The sequence below is a fragment of the Blastococcus deserti genome, from assembly GCF_042682525.1.
GTDB lineage: Bacteria > Actinomycetota > Actinomycetes > Mycobacteriales > Geodermatophilaceae > Blastococcus_B > Blastococcus_B deserti.
Window position 1 is genome coordinate 347687 of sequence record NZ_JBHUHP010000009.1, and the last position, 17988, is coordinate 365674.

11 protein-coding genes are annotated in these 17988 nt (G+C 73.8%); all 11 read left to right on the forward strand.

The window, feature by feature from the left end; translation table 11 throughout:
* Nucleotides 1–78 precede the first annotated feature (78 nt).
* Complete coding sequence (pth, locus tag ACFSHS_RS09720; protein ID WP_376874547.1) at nt 79–642, forward strand: aminoacyl-tRNA hydrolase; 564 nt, start codon at nt 79–81, stop codon at nt 640–642.
* 137 nt (nt 643–779) lie between these two features.
* Nucleotides 780–2036, forward strand: coding sequence for an MFS transporter (locus ACFSHS_RS09725; protein ID WP_376874550.1), 1257 nt, complete (start codon nt 780–782; stop codon nt 2034–2036).
* Complete coding sequence (locus ACFSHS_RS09730; protein ID WP_376874553.1) at nt 2029–3084, forward strand: TolB-like translocation protein; 1056 nt, start codon at nt 2029–2031, stop codon at nt 3082–3084. Before ACFSHS_RS09725 ends, ACFSHS_RS09730 begins: the two co-directional genes overlap by 8 nt.
* A 231-nt stretch (nt 3085–3315) precedes the next feature.
* The gene (locus tag ACFSHS_RS09735) at nt 3316–4833 is read left to right on the forward strand and encodes a sugar transferase (RefSeq protein ID WP_376874556.1); all 1518 of its coding nucleotides are present in this window, start codon (nt 3316–3318) and stop codon (nt 4831–4833) included.
* A 231-nt stretch (nt 4834–5064) separates the two neighbouring features.
* Nucleotides 5065–6111 (forward strand): Gfo/Idh/MocA family protein, encoded by a 1047-nt coding sequence (locus ACFSHS_RS09740; protein ID WP_376874559.1) that lies wholly within the window; start codon nt 5065–5067, stop codon nt 6109–6111.
* The gene (locus ACFSHS_RS09745) at nt 6108–7106 is read left to right on the forward strand and encodes an NAD-dependent epimerase/dehydratase family protein (protein ID WP_376874562.1); all 999 of its coding nucleotides are present in this window, start codon (nt 6108–6110) and stop codon (nt 7104–7106) included. The genes ACFSHS_RS09740 and ACFSHS_RS09745 overlap by 4 nt, the downstream gene beginning before the upstream one ends.
* Nucleotides 7107–7166: 60 nt before the next feature.
* Nucleotides 7167–8330: a DegT/DnrJ/EryC1/StrS family aminotransferase gene (locus tag ACFSHS_RS09750; protein WP_376874565.1), complete on the forward strand. Its 1164-nt coding sequence runs from the start codon at nt 7167–7169 to the stop codon at nt 8328–8330.
* On the forward strand, nt 8327–9088 hold the full coding sequence (locus tag ACFSHS_RS09755; RefSeq protein ID WP_376874568.1) for an acetyltransferase: 762 nt from the start codon (nt 8327–8329) through the stop codon (nt 9086–9088). The genes ACFSHS_RS09750 and ACFSHS_RS09755 overlap by 4 nt, the downstream gene beginning before the upstream one ends.
* 2 nt (nt 9089–9090) lie before the next feature.
* Entirely contained in the window at nt 9091–10245 is a 1155-nt protein-coding gene (locus ACFSHS_RS09760) for a DegT/DnrJ/EryC1/StrS family aminotransferase (protein WP_376875177.1), read from the forward strand.
* Nucleotides 10238–10816 (forward strand): acyltransferase, encoded by a 579-nt coding sequence (locus tag ACFSHS_RS09765; protein WP_376874570.1) that lies wholly within the window; start codon nt 10238–10240, stop codon nt 10814–10816. The genes ACFSHS_RS09760 and ACFSHS_RS09765 overlap by 8 nt, the downstream gene beginning before the upstream one ends.
* Nucleotides 10817–11011: 195 nt before the next feature.
* Nucleotides 11012–17923, forward strand: a complete 6912-nt coding sequence (locus ACFSHS_RS09770) for a DUF4082 domain-containing protein (protein WP_376874573.1) — start codon at nt 11012–11014, stop codon at nt 17921–17923.
* Nucleotides 17924–17988: the final 65 nt, after the last annotated feature.

Sequence of the window (17988 nt, forward strand, 5' to 3'; positions counted from 1 at the left end):
ACCGAGAGCTCGAGCCCCGGGGGCGCCGGCACCGCCGGCGCCCCCGGTTCGCGCGCGTCCGACGGCCCCTTCCTCGTCGTGGGCCTCGGCAATCCAGGCCCCGGCTACGCCGGCAATCGCCACAACGTCGGGGTGATGGTGCTCGACGAGCTCGCGGCGCGGGCGGGCATCCGGCTCTCGCCCGGCAAGGGCGCCCGTTCCCGGGCGGTCAGCGGCGAGGGCCGCCTGGCCGGCCGCCGGGTGGTCCTCGCGCGCCCGCTGACCTACATGAACGAGTCCGGTGGACCGGTCCGCGGCCTGCTGGACTACCACCGCATCCCCGTCGACGACCTGGTCGTGGTGCACGACGAGCTCGACCTCCCGTTCGCCACCGTGCGCCTCAAGCGCGGCGGCGGGGAGGGCGGGCACAACGGCCTCCGGTCGATCACCCGCTCGACCGGCACGAAGGACTACCTCCGGGTCCGCGTCGGCATCGGTCGCCCGCCCGGCCGGCAGGATCCCGCGGACTTCGTCCTGAAGGACTTCTCCGCGGTGGAGCGCAAGGAACTCGACCTCCTCGTCGGCGAAGCAGCGGACGCGGTCGAGACGCTCCTGGTCAAGGGGCTCGAGGCGGCGCAGAACGAGGTCCACGCCCGCACCTGAGCCGCGCCTGACGCCCCGGACGCCACGGCCCCAATCGGGGTGAGATGGGCAGACGCAGAGTGACCGGTCGCTTACGATCGGCTGGCCGGCAGCGCAGCTGGCCTTCACGGCCAGGTCCGACGACGGGGAGTTCCACGGTGTACCCATCTGTCCGCGACCTGCCCGGCACCCGCACGGCGGGCGGGGTCCAGGGTCGCGTCGGCGGCACGGTGCTGGCCCTCGGCACCGTCAGCCTGCTCACCGACATCTCCTCGGAGATGGTCACCGCGGTCCTGCCGGTCTACCTGACCCTCGCGCTGGGTCTCTCGCCGCTGGCGTTCGGCTTCCTGGACGGCATCTACCAGGGTGTCTCGGTCCTGGTCCGCCTCGTCGGTGGGTACGCCGCCGACCGGTCTGGCCGGCCCAAGGCCACCGCCCAGCTCGGCTACGGCCTCTCGGCGGCGTGCAAGCTCGGCCTGGTCACCGCCACGAGTGCCGGTGGCATCGGTGCCGTCCTTGCCGTGGACCGCACCGGCAAGGGGCTGCGGACCGCGCCCCGCGACGCGCTGATCGCGGCCGCCGTCCCGCCCGCCCTGCTCGGGCGCGCCTTCGGCGTACACCGGGCGATGGATACCGCCGGCGCCATGCTCGGCCCGCTGCTGGCCTTCGCGCTCCTGGTGTATCTGCCCGGGGACTACGACAGCGTCTTCCTCACCAGCTTCGCCGTCGCGGTGCTCGGGTGTGCGGCGCTGTGGGCCTTCGTGCGGGAGCGCCCCGCGCTGCCCGGCCGCGACCCGGTGCGCGTGCGCGCTCTGCGCGGACTGGTCGCCGACGCCCGGCTGCGGCGGGTCGCCCTCGTCAGCCTGGCCCTCGGTCTGCTGACCGTCAGCGACGGGTTCCTCTACCTGCTGCTGCGCGACCGCGGTGCCGTCGACGCCACCTTCTTCCCGCTGCTGTTCGTGGGCACCGCCGCTGTCTACCTGGTCCTCGCCGTCCCGCTGGGCCGGCTGGCCGACCGGATGGGTCGGGTGCCGGTGCTGCTCGGCGGCCACGTGGCCCTGCTGCTCACATACCTGACCTTCTTGGACACCGACCTGCTCGGGGGTGCGGTTCTCGTCGCCGCCGTGCTCGGTGGTCTGGGCGTCTACTACGCGGCGACCGACGGCGTTCTGGCCGCCGTCGCGGCCAGGCTGACCGAGGAGCGGCTGCGGGCGACCGGCATCGCTCTCGTGCAGACCGCCGTGGCCGCCGGTCGCCTCTTCTCCGCGATCCTCTTCGGGTTTCTCTGGACCGCCTGGGACCAGCACATCGCTCTGGTGCTCTTCGCCGCGGCGCTGGGGGTGGCTCTCCCGCTGGCGTGGTCCCTGCTGCGCGCGGTGGCTCCGACTCCGTCGCGGGAGGACGTCGATGCCTGAGCCCGGCGGCCGGTTCCGATCGTCTTCGGGTCGCCGCGCGCTCGCCTTCCTCGCCGTCGTCGTGCTGCTGGTCGGGGGAACCGTCGCCTACCTGCTGGTGCAGCGCTCCGAGACTGCGGCCGCCACGGCGGCGGCCGCCGAGCGCGAGGCGGGCACCCCACGGCTGCCCTACGAGGACATCCTCGGCGTTCCGCACCTGGTCGTGCGGAACACCGAGGCGGGCCCCTCGTTCGGGAAGGTGGCGCTGATCCCGCTCGACGACCCGGACGGGCCGCGGGCGATCGTGGACATCTCCTGCGAGCGGATTTCGGCCACCGCGAGCGGAGCGGTCTGCCTGCAGCAGGTGCCGGGGATGCTGACCAGCTACCGGACGGTCTTCCTCGACTCCCGCCTCCGCGAGATCGGTGGGCAGGACCTGGCCGGCATCCCGAGCCGTGCGCGCCTCTCACGCGACGGCCGCTACGCCGCCTCCACCGCCTTCGTCGCCGGGCACGCCTACACCGACGCGCAGTTCTCGACCGAGACCGTGATCACCGACCTGGAGTCGGGCACCCCACTGGGCGAGCTCGAGACCTGGACGACGTTCCAGGGCGGCGCCGAGGTCACCGCCGTCGACCGGAACTACTGGGGAGTCACCTTCCTCGGCGACGGGCCTCGCTTCTACGCCACCCTGGGCACCGGCGGGCAGTTCCTGCTCGTGGAGGGCGACGTCACCGCCCGGACCATGGAGGTCATCGGCGTCTCGGGCGCCTGCCCCTCTGTCTCCCCGGACGGCACGTCCGTCGTCTACAAGCGGGTCGCCGCCTCGGGCGAGGCCGGCTTCGTGACCCTGGACCTCGAGTCGAGCCGGGTCGTCCCGCTCGACGAGGTGCGGGTGGTCGACGACCAGGCCTCCTGGGCCGACGAGGACACCGTCCTCTACACCGTCGCACGGCAGGAGGCCCCGACCGCCGGGTCCGACGTCTGGTCGGCCCCGGTCGCGGGAGGGCCGCCCCGGCTCCTGGTCCCGGACGCGGCTTCGCCCTCCGTCGTCCGCCCGGAGCGGTAACCCGAGTCAGCAACCCTCCGTGACCGCCCCGCCACGGATTCCCTCACTCCTTCAGGGGCAGATCCCCTCGTCGGCGTTGCCCGCGCGCGCGGCACTTGGTCTGCTAGCTGCCGGGACTACGCAGCGTCACGGTCGTCCGCCGCCGCCTTCGGTGGCCGGGGCCGGCGCCGCCGGTCGAGAGCGACTCAGCGTGACCGATGGTCGGGGGGACCTGTGAGCTTGGTGGGCTGGATGACGTCGGCTGCCGATGCCCGCACGGAGCCGCCGGCGCCGCTCCTCCCGGCTCCCCGCGCCGAGTTGCCGACGTCGGCCTCGGCCACCCCTCTCGCCCCCGCCACCGCTGGGCCCCCGATGCGCCGGTGGATCCGGTGCTACGTCGCCGCCGCCGTCGCGGCCGACGCGCTCGCGATGCTCGCGGCCACCCAACTGGTCGATGCCCTGCCCATCACGGTCCAGCTCGGTCCGATGGCGTGGACGAGCTTGTTGCTGTTCCCGGCGATCTGGGTGCTCGCGGTCTCGCTGGCCCACGGGTACGAAGCCGGCGACCTCGGAGCGGGTGACGCCGAGTTCCGGAGCCTGCTGCGCGCCGGGCTGGTGGTCATGGCGGCCGTCTCCTTCGCCTCGTACACGTTGCAGCTGGAGCTCTCGCGCGGGTTCGTCGTCGTGGCCCTGCCGGCCGGCGTGGTGCTCAGCGCCCTGGGCAGGTACGCCCTGCGGCGCCGGCTGCACCATCTGCGGCTGCGCGGCCGGTGCATGCGCACGGTCGTCGCCGTCGGCCGCGAGGGAGCGGTGCTCGAGCTGGTCCGGCAGCTGCGCCGGGACCGCCACTGCGGGATGGACGTCCGTGCGGTCTGCGTACCCGACCCGGCGCGCGCGGACCAGCTGCGCGCGGAAGGCGTCGTCGTGGTCGGTGACCTCGGGGACGTCGCGGACGCCGTGCGCGCCCTGGGTGCCGACACGGTCGCCGTCACCAACTCGAGCGAGACTGCCGCCGCGTACCTGCGTCGCCTGTCCTGGGATCTCGAGGGCAGCGGCGTGGAGCTGCTGGTCGCCCCCGGTCTCATGGAGGTCGCCGGCCCCCGCCTGCACATGCGGCCGTTCATCGGGCTGCCCCTGCTGCACGTGGAGGAGCCGGAGTTCACCGGCGCCAAGCGCCTGGTGAAGGTCGCCATGGACCGGCTGGTGGCCGGTGGCGCCCTCCTCCTCCTGGCGCCGGTCCTCGCGGCCATCGCCCTCGCGGTCCGGCTGGACAGCCCCGGCCCGGTCCTCTTCCGGCAGGTGCGCGTCGGCCAGGGCGGCCGCGAGTTCACGATGCTGAAGTTCCGGACCATGGTCGCCGACGCCGAGCTGCGCCGCGCCGAGCTCCTGGGGCAGAACCAGAACGCCGACGGCCTGCTGTTCAAGATCGCCGACGATCCGCGGATCACTCCGGTGGGCCGGTTGCTCCGGCGGTTCTCGCTCGACGAGCTGCCGCAGCTGTTCAACGTGCTCAGCGGCCGCATGTCGCTGGTGGGACCCCGGCCGCCCCTGCCGTCGGAGGTCGCCCTCTACGACGACTCGGTGCGGCGCCGGCTGCTGGTGAAGCCGGGGCTGACCGGTCTGTGGCAGGTCTCCGGCCGCAGCGACCTGACGTGGGAGGAGTCGGTTCGGCTCGACCTGCGCTACGTCGAGAACTGGTCGCTGCTGCTCGACGTCATGATCCTCTGGAAGACCGGATTCGCCGTCGTCCGCGCCCGCGGCGCCTACTGACCCGTCTCTGCGCCGAGCACCTCCCCGAGCCGTCGCCGTCGGCGCTGCTGGTGGCGTCGGCGCACGCCCTGGTGGCGGACCGGACACGCCGCCGACCAGCACGTCCTCCATCGCCGGGGAGACGAGTCCGGGCACCTCCCTTGGGGGGAGGGGACCCGCCGAACCGGTCGCAGACGGTCACCGCTCACCCACACTGACGAGGCGCACCTGCGCGTCGACCTGGGGGAGAACGTGAACGACAAGATCGGCATCGCGGTCGTGGGGGCCGGGTACTGGGGACCGAACCTGGTCCGCAATGCCCAGGCCACGCCGGCGCTCCGCATGGAGTACCTCTGCGACCTCAACGAGGCCCGCGCCCGCCAGGTGATCGGCGACTACAGCACCGTCCGCGTGAGCACGAGCCTCGACGACGTGCTCGCCGACCCGGCCGTCCAGGCCGTGGCGATCGCGACCCCGGCGTCGACCCACGTCGACATCGCGCTCGCCGCGCTTGCCGCAGGCAAGCACGTCCTGGTCGAGAAGCCGCTGGCGTCCACGTTCGCCGACGGCGCGAAGGTCGTCCAGGCGGCCGAGGACGCCGGCCTGGTCCTCATGCTCGACCACACCTACTGCTACACGCCGGCCGTCCAGCACCTGCGCGAGCTCGTGCGCGGCGGGGACCTGGGCGAGCTGCAGTACCTCGACTCCGTCCGCATCAACCTCGGGCTCGTGCAGTCCGACGTCGACGTGATCTGGGACCTCGCGCCGCACGACCTGTCGATCTTCGACGCCGTCCTGCCCGACGACGTCTCGCCGGTCGCCGTGGCCGCGCGCGGCTCGGACCCGCTCGGCTGCGGCCAGGTGTGCGTGGCCCACCTGACCATCGAGCTGTCCAACGGGGCGATCGGCCACGTGCACGTCAACTGGCTGTCCCCGACCAAGGTCCGGACCACGATCGTGGGCGGCTCGCGCCGCACCGCGGTGTGGGACGACCTCAACCCCACCCAGCGGCTGGCCGTCTACGACCGCAGCGTCGAGACGCACGACCCGAGCACGCTCGGGATCGACGTCCGCAACCAGACCCGCGTGTCCTACCGGATCGGCGACATGGTCGCCCCGGCCCTCCCCGAGAAGGAAGCCCTGCGCAGCATGATGACGGAGTTCGCCGCGGCCATCACCGAAGGCCGCCCGGCCCTGACCGACGGCCGCTCCGGCCTGCGCGTGCTGGCCATGCTCGAGGCCGCCGGCGAGAGCCTGCGCAGCAACGGCGTCAGCGTCCCGGTGCAGGTGCAGGCATGAGCGCCGGCGTCGACCTCGCGGGGGCCCGGGCGCTCGTCACCGGGGGTGCCGGCACCATCGGATCGCACATCGTCGACCAGCTCGTGCAGGCCGGGGCCGCGGAGGTCGTGGTCCTGGACAACCTGGTGCGCGGCCGCGTGGCCAACCTCGACCGGGCGCTCGCCGAGGGCCCCGGAGTCGTCCGGCTGGTCGAGGGCGACATCCGCGACGTGCGGACCGTGCACGAGCTGACCGCCGGCAAGGACGTGGTCTTCCACCTCGCGGCGCTGCGGATCACCCAGTGCGCCGAGGAGCCGCGGCTGGCCCTGGAGTCCCTCGTCGACGGCACGTTCACCGTGCTCGAGGCGGCGGTGGAGCACGGGGTGGAGAAGGTGGTCGCCTCGTCCTCGGCGTCGGTCTACGGCCTGGCCGAGGAGTTCCCCACCACCGAGCGGCACCACCCGTACAACAACGACACGTTCTACGGCGCGGCCAAGGCGTTCAACGAGGGCATGCTGCGCAGCTTCACCGCGATGTACGGCCTGGACTACGTGGCGCTGCGCTACTTCAACGTCTACGGCCCGAGGATGGACGTGCACGGCGTCTACACCGAGGTCCTCATCCGCTGGATGGAGCGCATCGCCGCGGGCCGTCCGCCGCTGATCCTGGGCGACGGGAAGCAGACGATGGACTTCGTCCACGTCGAGGACATCGCCCGGGCCAACCTGCTCGCCGCGCAGGCCGACGTCACCGACGCGGTCTTCAACATCGCCGCGGGCGAGGAGACCAGCCTGCTGCAGCTCGCCCAGCGGCTGCTGCACGTCATGGACGCCGACCTGGTCCCGGAGCACGGCGAGGCGCGCAAGGTCAACGCCGTCACCCGCCGGCTCGCGGACATCACCGCCGCGCGCGAGCGCCTGGGCTGGCGCCCGGAGATCGGCCTCGACGAGGGGCTGCGCGGGCTCGTCGAGTGGTGGCGCGCCGAGCAGGCCGCCGTTCCGGCGCCCACGCCCTGACACCCGTTCTCGGGGAAGCCGGACGCCGTCGGCGTCCGGGTAGGACGACAAGGAGATTCGATGACCACGGCCACAGAGCCGGCGCCCGCGCTGCCCACCATCCCGGTGATGAAGCCCTGGCTCGGCGAGGAGGAGGCGGCCGCGGCCGCCGAGGCCGTGGCGTCGGGCTGGGTGGCGCAGGGCCCCCGCGTCCGCCTGTTCGAGCAGGAGTTCGCCCAGCGGGTCGGGGCGGTCGAGGGCGTGGCGGTGTCCAACTGCACGACCGGGCTGCACCTGGCCCTGCACCTGCTGGGGGTCGGCGCGGGCGACGAGGTCGTCGTCCCGTCGTTCTCCTTCATCGCCACCGCCAACGCGGCCCGCTACGTGTCGGCCACGCCCGTCTTCGCCGACGTCGACCCCGTCACGGGCAACCTCACCGCGGAGACCGTCGAGGCGGTGCTCACCGAGCGGACCCGCGCGGTGATCGTGGTGCACCAAGCGGGCGTCCCCGCCGACACCAGGCCGCTGTACGCGCTGCTCGAGTCGCGCGGGATCGCCGTCGTCGAGGACGCCGCCTGCGCAATCGGCAGCACGCTGTACGGAGCACCCGTGGGTGCGGGGGTCGACCTCGCCGTCTTCTCCTTCCACCCGCGGAAGCTGGTCACCACCGGCGAGGGCGGGATGATCGCCACCCGCCGGCCGGAGTGGGCCGCCCGCGCGCGCCGCCTGCGCGAGCACGGCATGAGCGCCAGCGCCGCCGAGCGGCACGCCACCGGCAGCGTGGCCCCGGAGCAGTACCTCGAGCCCGGCTTCAACTTCCGGATGACCGACGTCCAGGCCGCCATCGGCCGGGTACAGCTCGGCCGGCTGGACGCGATGGTGGCCCGCCGCCGGCAGCTGGCCGACCGCTACCGCGCGCTGCTGGCCGACGTGCCGGGCCTGCGGATGGTCGGCGACCCCGCCTGGGGCACCACCAACTACCAGTCCTGCTGGGTGCTGTTGCCCGAGGACTTCCCGGTGTCGCGCGACGACCTGCTGGTCGAGTTCACCCGCGCCGGCATCTCCCCGCGGCGGGGGATCATGGCCGCGCACCTGGAGCTCGCGTACGCCGACCTGCCGCGGGTCGAGCTGCCGGTGACCGAGCGGCTGACCCGCGACAGCCTGATCCTGCCGCTGTTCCACCAGATGACCGAGGACGACCAGGACCGCGTCATCGACGTCCTCCGAGACGTCGCGAGCCGATGAGCCCGGCGCCGCGGCCCCTCGTGGTCGTGGGAGCCGGCGGGTTCGCCCGCGAGACCGTCCAACTCCTCCGGCAGCACCCCGGGGTGGGCCCACGCGGTGAGTCCTACGTCGTCGCCGGCTTCCTCGACGACGACGCCGACCGGCACGGGACCCTCGTCGACGGCACGCCCGTTCTCGGCCCGACCGGGCTGGCTCGCGAGCACGCCGAGCGCGGCGCGGCGCTGCTGGTCTGCGTCGGGAACCCCGGCGCGCCCACCTCCCGGCGGGCGCTGGCCGCGCGGCTGGACCTGCCGGACGAGGCGTACGCGACCGTCGTGCACCCGCTGGCCAGCGTCGCCCCCGACTGCGCAGTGGGCGCCGGCACCGTGCTGCACGCCGGGGTCGTGCTCACGGCGGCCGTCCGCGTGGGGCGGCACGTCGCCGTCATGCCCCAGGTCGTGCTCACCCACGACGACGTCGTCGCCGACCACGCCACCTTCGGTGCCGGCGTCCGGCTCGCGGGGCGAGTGACCGTCGGCGACGCCGCCTACCTCGGCTCCGGTGCGCTGGTCCGCGAGGGCCGCCGCGTCGGGGCCGGCGCGGTCGTCGGCATGGGCAGCACCGTGCTGCACGACGTGCCCGCCGGCGAGGTGTGGGCCGGCTCCCCCGCCCGCCGCCTGCGCCCGGCGACCGACCAGCCGGCCGACCACCCGGCCCACCAGCCGCCCGCCCAGGGCGCCTCGAACCGCCCGCTGTCCGTCCAGGAGGCACTCCGGTGACCATGACCCAGCCGACCCGCACGGTTCCGCCGTCCCCGATCGGCGCGCCGCCGGTGCCGCTGGTCGACCTCGGCATCCAGCGCGACCGCATCGCCGACGAGGTCGCCGAGGGGTTCGCCCGCGTGCTGGCCGCGACCGCCTTCATCCAGGGCCCGGACGTCAGCGCGTTCGAGGAGGAGTTCGCCTCCTACACCCGGCGGGCCTTCTCCGTGGGCCTCGGCAACGGCACCGACGCGCTCGAGTTCGCCCTGCGCGCGGCCGGTGTGGGCACCGGCGACCGGGTGGCGCTGCCCGCGAACACCTTCGTGGCCACGGCGGAGGCGGTGCTGCGCGCCGGCGCGGAGCCGGTCCTCGTCGACGTGGACGACGAGCACCTGCTGCTGGACCCCGACGCGCTCGGGGAGGTCGCCGCGACCTGCCGGGCGGTGCTGCCGGTGCACCTGTTCGGCCAGATGGCACCCATGGACCGCATCCGGGACGTCGCCGAGCGGCACGGGCTGATCGTCGTGGAGGACGCCGCGCAGGCGCAGGGCGCCACCCACCGGGGCGTGCCCATCGGCGGCTGGGGGGCCGCGGCCGGGACGAGCTTCTACCCGGGCAAGAACCTGGGCGCCTTCGGCGACGCCGGCGGCGTGGTCACCGACGACGCCGAGGTCGCCCGCCGCGTGCGGCTGCTGGCCAACCACGGCAGCGAGGTGAAGTACCAGCACCCGGTGCTCGGCTTCAACTCCCGGTTGGACACGCTGCAGGCGGTGGTCCTGCGCGCCAAGCTGGCGCGGCTCGACGCCTGGAACGAGGAGCGTCGCGCGGCGGCCCGCCGGTACGCCGAGCTGCTGGCCGACGTGCCGGAGGTGCGCCTGCCGTCGGTTGCGGACGGGAACGAGCACGTGTGGCACCTCTATGTGGTGCGGGTCGCCCGGCGGGACACGGTGCTCGCCGAGCTCAACGCGGCCGGCATCGGTGCCGGGATCCACTACCCGGTCCCGGTGCACCACACCGGCGCCTTCGCCGGCTCCGGGTACGAGCGCGGCGACTTCCCGGTGACCGAGCGGGCCGCGGGGGAGATCCTCTCCCTCCCGCTCTTCCCCGGGATCACGGCGGGCCAGCAGGAGCGCGTCGCGGACGCCCTCCGCGCGGCGGTGCGCCGGGATGCCTGAGCGGAGCGGGCCCGAGGGCGTGCGGGTGCACCCCCTCGGGTTGTGCGAGAGCGACGACGTCGGCTCCGGCACCCGGGTGTGGGCGTGGGCGCACGTCCTGCCGGGCGCCCGGGTCGGCGCCGACTGCAACATCTGCGACCACGCCTACGTCGAGGGCGGGGCGCGGCTGGGGGACCGGGTGACGGTGAAGAACGCAGTCCTCGTGTTCGACGGCGTCGACGTGGGCGACGACGTCTTCCTGGGACCCAACGTGCTCTTCACCAACGACCTGCGGCCCCGGACACACGTGAAGAAGGGCCCGGAGGCGCTGCTGCCGACGGTCGTGGAGGAGGGTGTGACCCTCGGTGCCGGCACCGTGGTCGTCTGCGGCACCACGATCGGCCGGCACGCCTTCGCGGCCGCGGGCTCGGTGATCACCCGGGACGTCGCGGCGCACTCGTTCGTGGCCGGCAACCCGGCCGTGCACCGGGGATGGGTGTGCGAGTGCGGCGAGCGGCTGGGGGCCGACCTCGCCTGCGGGTGCGGGCGCCGGTACCAGCAGGCCCCCGACGGACTCGCCGAGCTGCCGTAGGCCGCTTCGCCGCCACCCGGGTGGGGGACTTCGGGCGTGTAACGCACCGTCACGACGCGCGCGGACCCTCACTCTTTAGAGGGGGAAAAGCCCAGCTCCGTGCCTTGTCGTAGCGAACAGCGGACGGGAAAATCGCTACGCAGGGTAGCGACATGCGCTGCCTTGAGCGGCTGGTCGGCACACGGGGGGAACATCATGCAGGCACGTCACGCGCTCGGGCGTCTCGCGCAGCGCGGCCTGGTCACCATCGTCATCGCCCTGCTGGCGGCGACGGGGATGGCGCTGGTGCCGAGCCCCGCGCGCGCGGCCGGGCCCTGCGACCCGCCGGTGAACCCCATCGTGTGCGAGAACAGCAAGCCCGGTTCCCCGCAGGCCGACTGGCGCGTCGACGGCTACTACGGCGACATCATGGGCTTCGGCGCGGCGACCAGCGTCCAGCCGGGGGAGAAGCTGCCCTTCAAGGTGCTCACGCCGGCCACGGCCTACCACATCGACATCTTCCGTCTGGGTTGGTACGGCGGGGACGGGGCGCGGCTGATCACGCAGCTGACGCCGTCGGCCCGGCTCCCGCAGAGCCAGCCCGACTGCCTCTACGACGGCTCGACCGGCATGACCGACTGCGGCAACTGGGCCGTCTCGGCGACCTGGACGGTGCCGACCAGCGCGGTGTCCGGCTACTACGTCGCGAACTTCATCCGCGACGACGTCAGCGGCGCGAGCCAGTTCCCCTTCATCGTGCGCAACGACGCGTCCACGTCCGACCTGCTGATCCAGGCGTCGGACTCGACGTGGCAGGCCTACAACAAGTACGGCGGCAACAGCGTCTACGAGAGCAACTTCCCCGGCTCGAGCGACGGACGCGCCTACAAGGTCAGCTACAACCGGCCGTACCTGAACACCGGCACGGCCAGCTTCATGAACGCGGAGCTGCCGCTGCTGCGGTGGGTGGAGCGTAACGGCTACGACGTCAGCTACATCTCGGCGACCGACACCACTCGGGACGGTTCGCTGCTGCTCCGGCACAAGACCTTCATCTCCAGCGGCCACGACGAGTACTGGGCCGGCGCCCAGCGGACCAACGTCGAGAACGCCCGCGCGGCCGGGGTGAACCTGGCCTTCTTCAGCGGCAACGAGATGTTCTGGAAGACCCGGTACGAGCCGAGCATCTCCGCGGACAAGACGCCCTACCGGACCCTGGTCACCTACAAGGAGACGAAGGCCGGGGCCAAGATCGACCCGAGTCCGGAGTGGACCGGCACGTGGCGGGACCCCCGGCTCTCGCCGCCGTCCGACGGAGGCCGCCCGGAGAACGCGCTGACCGGAACCCTCTTCCGGGTCAACGGCTACACGAAGGACGCCATCACCGTGGGGTCGCAGTTCTCGGCCCTGCGCTTCTGGCGGAACACCTCCGTCGCGGACCTGGCCGTCGGGCGGAGCGAGACGCTGCTGCTGGGCAGCCTCGGCTACGAGTGGGACGAGGACCCGGACAACGGCTTCCGCCCGGCCGGATCCATCCAGATGTCGCGCACCACCATGACCCGCGACGACGGGCTGGTCCTGCTCGACCACGGCAACACCTACGGCAACGGGACCGCCAGCCACAGCCTGGTTCTCTACCGGGCGAGCAGCGGTGCCCTGGTCTTCGGCGCCGGCACGGTGCAGTGGTCCTGGGGGCTCGACGAGGTGCACCTGTACCCCGGCCCCGGCACCGACCGGGACATGCAGCAGGCCACGGTGAACCTCTTCGCCGACATGGGCGCGCAGCCGGCCACGCTCCAGTCGGGGCTGGTGCGTGCCACCGAGACGACCGACACCAGCGGTCCCACAGCGACGATCACCTCGCCGACCTCCTCCGCGGCGGTTCCGGCGCTGGCGGAGCAGGTCGTCACCGGCACTGCCCGTGACACCGGTGGCGTGGTCGCCGCCGTCGAGGTGTCCGTCGACGGCGGGCGCACCTACACCCGCGCGACCCCCACCGGCCCGAACGGCTCGTGGTCGACCTGGTCGTACTCCTGGACGCCGCAGGCGCCGGGGTCGGCCACCGTGTCGGCCCGGGCGTCCGACGACTCGGCCAACCTCGGGCCGGTGACCTCGACCACCGTCACCGTGAGCGCCGAGATCTGCCCCTGCACCCTGTTCGGCAAGACGACCCCGGGCCACGTGGACTCCCTGGACACCGGCACCGTCGAGCTCGGCACGCGCTTCACCTCGGCCGAGGCCGGTCAGGTCACCGGGATCCGCTTCTACAAGTCGCTCGCAAACACCGGCCCGCACACCGGGAGCCTGTGGACCGGCACCGGGCAGCTCCTGGCCACCGGCACCTTCAGCAACGAGACGGCGTCCGGGTGGCAGACCCTGACCCTGGCGTCGCCGGTCACCATCACGGCGGGCACGTCCTACGTCGTCTCGTACAAGACGACGACCGGTCACTACTCGGCCGACGCCGGCTACTTCACCGGCAAGGGCGCCGGTGGTTCACCGCTGACCGCGCCGGCCAGCACGGCCGCCGCGCCGAACGGGCTCTACGTCTACGGCGGCGGCTTCCCGATCAACAGCTACAACGACACGAACTACTGGGTCGACGTGGTCTTCTCCCCGTCCCAGGGTGGCGCCGACATCACGCCGCCCGCGGTGATCACCACCTCTCCCGCGGCCTCCGCCACGGGGGTCGACGTGGGCGCCTCGGTGACGGCCGGCTTCTCCGAGCCCGTCTCCGCCACCGGCCTGCAGTTCACTCTCACCCCGGCCGGCGGCGCGGCCGTGGGCGGCTCGAGCACCGTGTCCGCCGACGGCGTGACCGCCACCTTCACCCCCGCGGCTCCGCTCAGCGCCTCCACCACGTACACGGCGTCGTTGAGGGCGACCGACACCGCCGGCAACGCGATGTCGGCCCCCGTCACGTGGTCCTTCACCACGGGGACGGTTCCCGACCCCGCGAGCACCGCCACCGTCTTCGGCTCGGCGACACCCACCACGGCCGCCGCGCCCGACGGCAGCGCCGTCGAGCTCGGAATGCGGATCGTGCCGTCGGTCAACGGGCGCATCACCGGCGTCCGCTTCTACAAGTCGGCCGGCAACACCGGCACGCACACCGGCAGCCTCTGGACGACGACGGGTCAGCGGCTCGCCACGGGCACGTTCCTCGACGAGACGGCGACCGGCTGGCAGAAGCTCACCTTCGCCGCGCCGGTCCCCGTTGCGGCGGGGCAGACCTACGTCGTCAGCTACCACACCCCGTCGGGCAACTACGCCGCCGACCAGGGCTACTTCACGGGCAAGGGGGCCGGGCGGTCGCCGCTCATCGCGCCGGCCAGCACCGCCGGCGCCGGCAACGGCCTTTTCCTGTACGGCACCGGGGGCTTTCCGACCGGCAGCTACAAGGACACGAACTACTGGGTCGACGCGGTGCTCGACACCACCGGGGCCACCCCGGACAGCCAGGCGCCGACGGTCACCGGGACGTCCCCCGCCAGCGGTGCCACGGGCGTGGCCCCGGCGACGACCGTCGTGGCCGAGTTCTCCGAGCCCGTCGCGTCGACGGGGCTGACGATCGGCCTCACCGGTCCCGGGGGGGCCACGGTGAGCGGGACGACGGCGCTGAGCGCCGACGGTCGCGCCGTCACCTTCACCCCGGCCACCACCCTGAGCCCGTCGGCCACCTACACCGCCTCGGTGCGGGCGACCGACCCGGCCGGCAACACCATGGCCGGTCCCCACACCTGGACCTTCACCACCGGCGCCGCGTCCGACAGCGTCCCGCCGGCGGTCACGGCCACGACGCCGGCCGCCGGGGCGACCGACGTCGCGCTCACCGGGCCGGTGAGCGCCCAGATGTCGGAGCCCCTCGCGGCCGCCGGCCTCGAGTTCACGCTGACCACCGCCGGTGGTGCGCCGGTGGCCGGGGCGCCCTCGCTGTCCGTCGACGGGCTCACCGCCACCTTCACACCCGGCGCGGCGCTCTCCGGTTCGACGACCTACACCGCGTCGCTGCGGGCCACCGACCGGGCCGGCAACGCCATGGCCACCCCGGTCACCTGGTCGTTCACCACGGCACCCCCGCCGGACACGACCGCGCCGTCGGTCACCGGCGTCGCGCCCGCGGACGGGGCCACGGGCGTGCGGGCCACCGACTCCGTGACCGCGTCCTTCTCGGAGCCGGTCGCCGCCGGCAGCCTGCAGATGGGGCTGACCGACCCCGACGGCGCCGTCGTGGCCGGCACGACGGTCCTCGCCGCCGACGGCCGCTCGGCAACCTTCACCCCCGCATCGGCGCTCGCCACGGCCACGCGGTTCACCGCGTCGGTCCGGGCCGCCGACCTCGCCGGCAACGTCGCCGCGGCACCGCGCACCTGGAGCTTCACCACCGCGTCGGGGCCGGACACGACGGCGCCGTCGGTGGAGGCCACGAGCCCGGGCACGGGGGCGACCGGCGTCGCACCCGCCGGCCGGGTGACGGTCACGTTCACCGAGCCGGTGACCGCCGCCGGGCTGCAGTTCACCCTCACCGGCCCGGACGGGACCGCGGTCGCGGGTGCCGCCGCGGTGTCCGCCGACGGCCGCACGGCCACCTTCAGCCCCGCGGCCGCCCTGGTGGTCTCCACCAGGTACGAGGCGTCGGTGCGCGCCGAGGACAGGTCCGGCAATCCCATGGCCGCCCCGGCCCTCTGGTCGTTCACCACGGCGTCGGGGGCCTGCCCCTGCACCGTGCTGGGCCAGGCCACGCCCAGCAACCCCGACTCGGGCGACGGCAACGGCGTCGAGCTGGGCATGCGCGTGGTGCCGAGCGTCAACGCCGTCGTCACCGGCGTGCGGTTCTACAAGTCGGTGGCCAACACCGGCACGCACACCGGCAGCCTGTGGTCGTCGTCCGGTGAGCTGCTGGCCACCGGCACCTTCACCGGTGAGACCGCCCGCGGCTGGCAGACGCTGACCTTCGCCACGCCGGTCCCGGTGCAGGCGGGCGTGACGTACGTGGCCAGCTACCTCGCCCCCTCGGGCCACTACGCTGCCGATCCCGGCTACTTCACCGGCAGGTCCGTGAGCACCGGCGTCCTGACCGCACCGGCCGGCAGCGGCACCGCCGGGAACGGGCTGTACCGGTACGGCGGCGGGTTCCCGACCGACAGCCACAACGACGCCAACTACTACGTCGACGTGGTGGTGACCACCGAGGGCGCGGACACCACGCCGCCCACGGTCACGACCAGGGCTCCGGCTCCCGGCGCGACACAGGTGCCGTTGGACGGCGTCGTGTCGGTGACCTTCAGCGAGCCGGTGCGCGTCTCCGCTCTCGGCGTCTCCCTGACCGGGCCGGACGGGGCCGCGGTGGCCGGCGACCTTCGGCTGTCGGAGGACGGCCGCACCGCGACCCTGCGGCCGACCAGCGACCTGGCCCCGGCCACCGGCTACACGGTGGCGGTCCGGGCCACGGACACGTTCGGCAACGCCATGCCGGTCCAGACGTGGAGCTTCGCGACCGCCACGGCCGGCGCCGCGTGCCCCTGCTCGCTCTTCCGGCCCACGGACGCCCCCGCCGCCACCGCGGACGAGGGAACGCCCGTGTCGCTCGGCATGACCTGGGCACCGACGGTCGACGGCGCGGTGACGGCCATCCGGTTCCACAAGGTCAGCGGGGACACCGGCACGCACACCGGCACCGTGTTCAGCATCGGCGGCGTCCCGCTCGCCACGGGGACGTTCACCGACGAGACGGCGTCCGGGTGGCAGACGCTGCAGCTGGCCTCGCCCCTGCCCGTCACGGCCGGGACGAGCTACGTCGTGGCCTACTCGACGAGCCATGGCCGGTTCGGGTACACGCGGGACTACTTCTCGGCGCCGCGGACGGCCGGCCCGCTGACCGCACCGGCCAGCTCGGCGACCGAGTTCAACGGCCGCTACACCTACGCCGAGGGCTCGCCGTTCCCGGTGTCGTCGGGCGGCGGCGCCAACTACTGGGTCGACGTCGTGTTCGCGCCGGCCGGCCCGCCGCCCCCGCCCCCGGACACGACTCCCCCCTCCGTCGTGGCCTCGGCTCCCGCGGCCGGAGCGACCGACGTCGCGCCGACGACGGCCGTCACCGCCACGTTCTCCGAACCGGTCGACGCCGGGACGCTCCAGTTCGTCCTGACCGGCGCGTCCGGGCCCGTGCCCGCGGCCGCCGGCCTCGACGCGGCAGGGACCGGCCTGACGGCGCGGACGTCCTCGCCGCTGGCTCCGGGCTCCTACGCGGCGAGCGTCCTCGCCGCGGACCGGAACGGCAACGCCATGCCCGGTCCGTACACGTGGACGTTCGTCGTCCCCGACACCGTCGCGCCGGGCATCGCCGCGGTGACGCCGGCGGGCGGCAGCCGCGACGTGGCGGCCACCGCGGCCCCGAGTGCCACGTTCGACGAACCCGTGCGGGTCGACTCGATCCTGGCCACGCTGACGTCGGGCGGCTCGACCGTCCCCGCCACCACCGTGGTCAGCGGCGACCGGACGGTCACCGTGAACCCGGTGGTCCCGCTCCGCGCGGGCACCACCTACACGGTGACCCTGACCGGGGTCACCGACCTGGCGGGGAACGTGCTGACGGCTCCGTACAGCTGGTCGTTCACGACGGCCGGTCCGCCCCCGCCGGTCTGCCCGTGCAGCCTCTTCGGGCCCACCGACACCGCGCCGCGGCTCGCCACCAACTCGGGCGCCGCCCGTGAGCTGGGGATGAAGTTCCGGGCGACCGCGGACGGGCAGATCGACGCGATCCGGTTCTACAAGAGCCTCGGTGCTCGTGGCACGCACACCGGGAACCTGTGGAGCGCGTCCGGGCAGCGCCTCGCGCAGGTGACCTTCACGGCCGAGACCTCCGCAGGATGGCAGATTGCGAGGTTGTCCAAGCCGGTGCCGGTGACTGCCGGGACCGTCTACGTGGTCAGCTACACCGCGCCCCAGGGTCGGTGGAGCGAGACGGCCAACTACTTCGCGGCGGAGAAGGCCAACGGGCCCCTGCGCGGGCTGGCGAACGGCCAGTCGGCCAACGGGGTGTACGGCGCCGCGGGCGCCTTCCCGATCACCGGGGGGGCGGGCCGCAACTACTGGGTCGACGTGGTCTTCACCGTCCGGTCCCCGTGACGGCCGGGTCCGCGCGCCGCGGCGCGCGGACCCCCTCTGCCCAGTTCGGGTCGCCACCGTCGGCC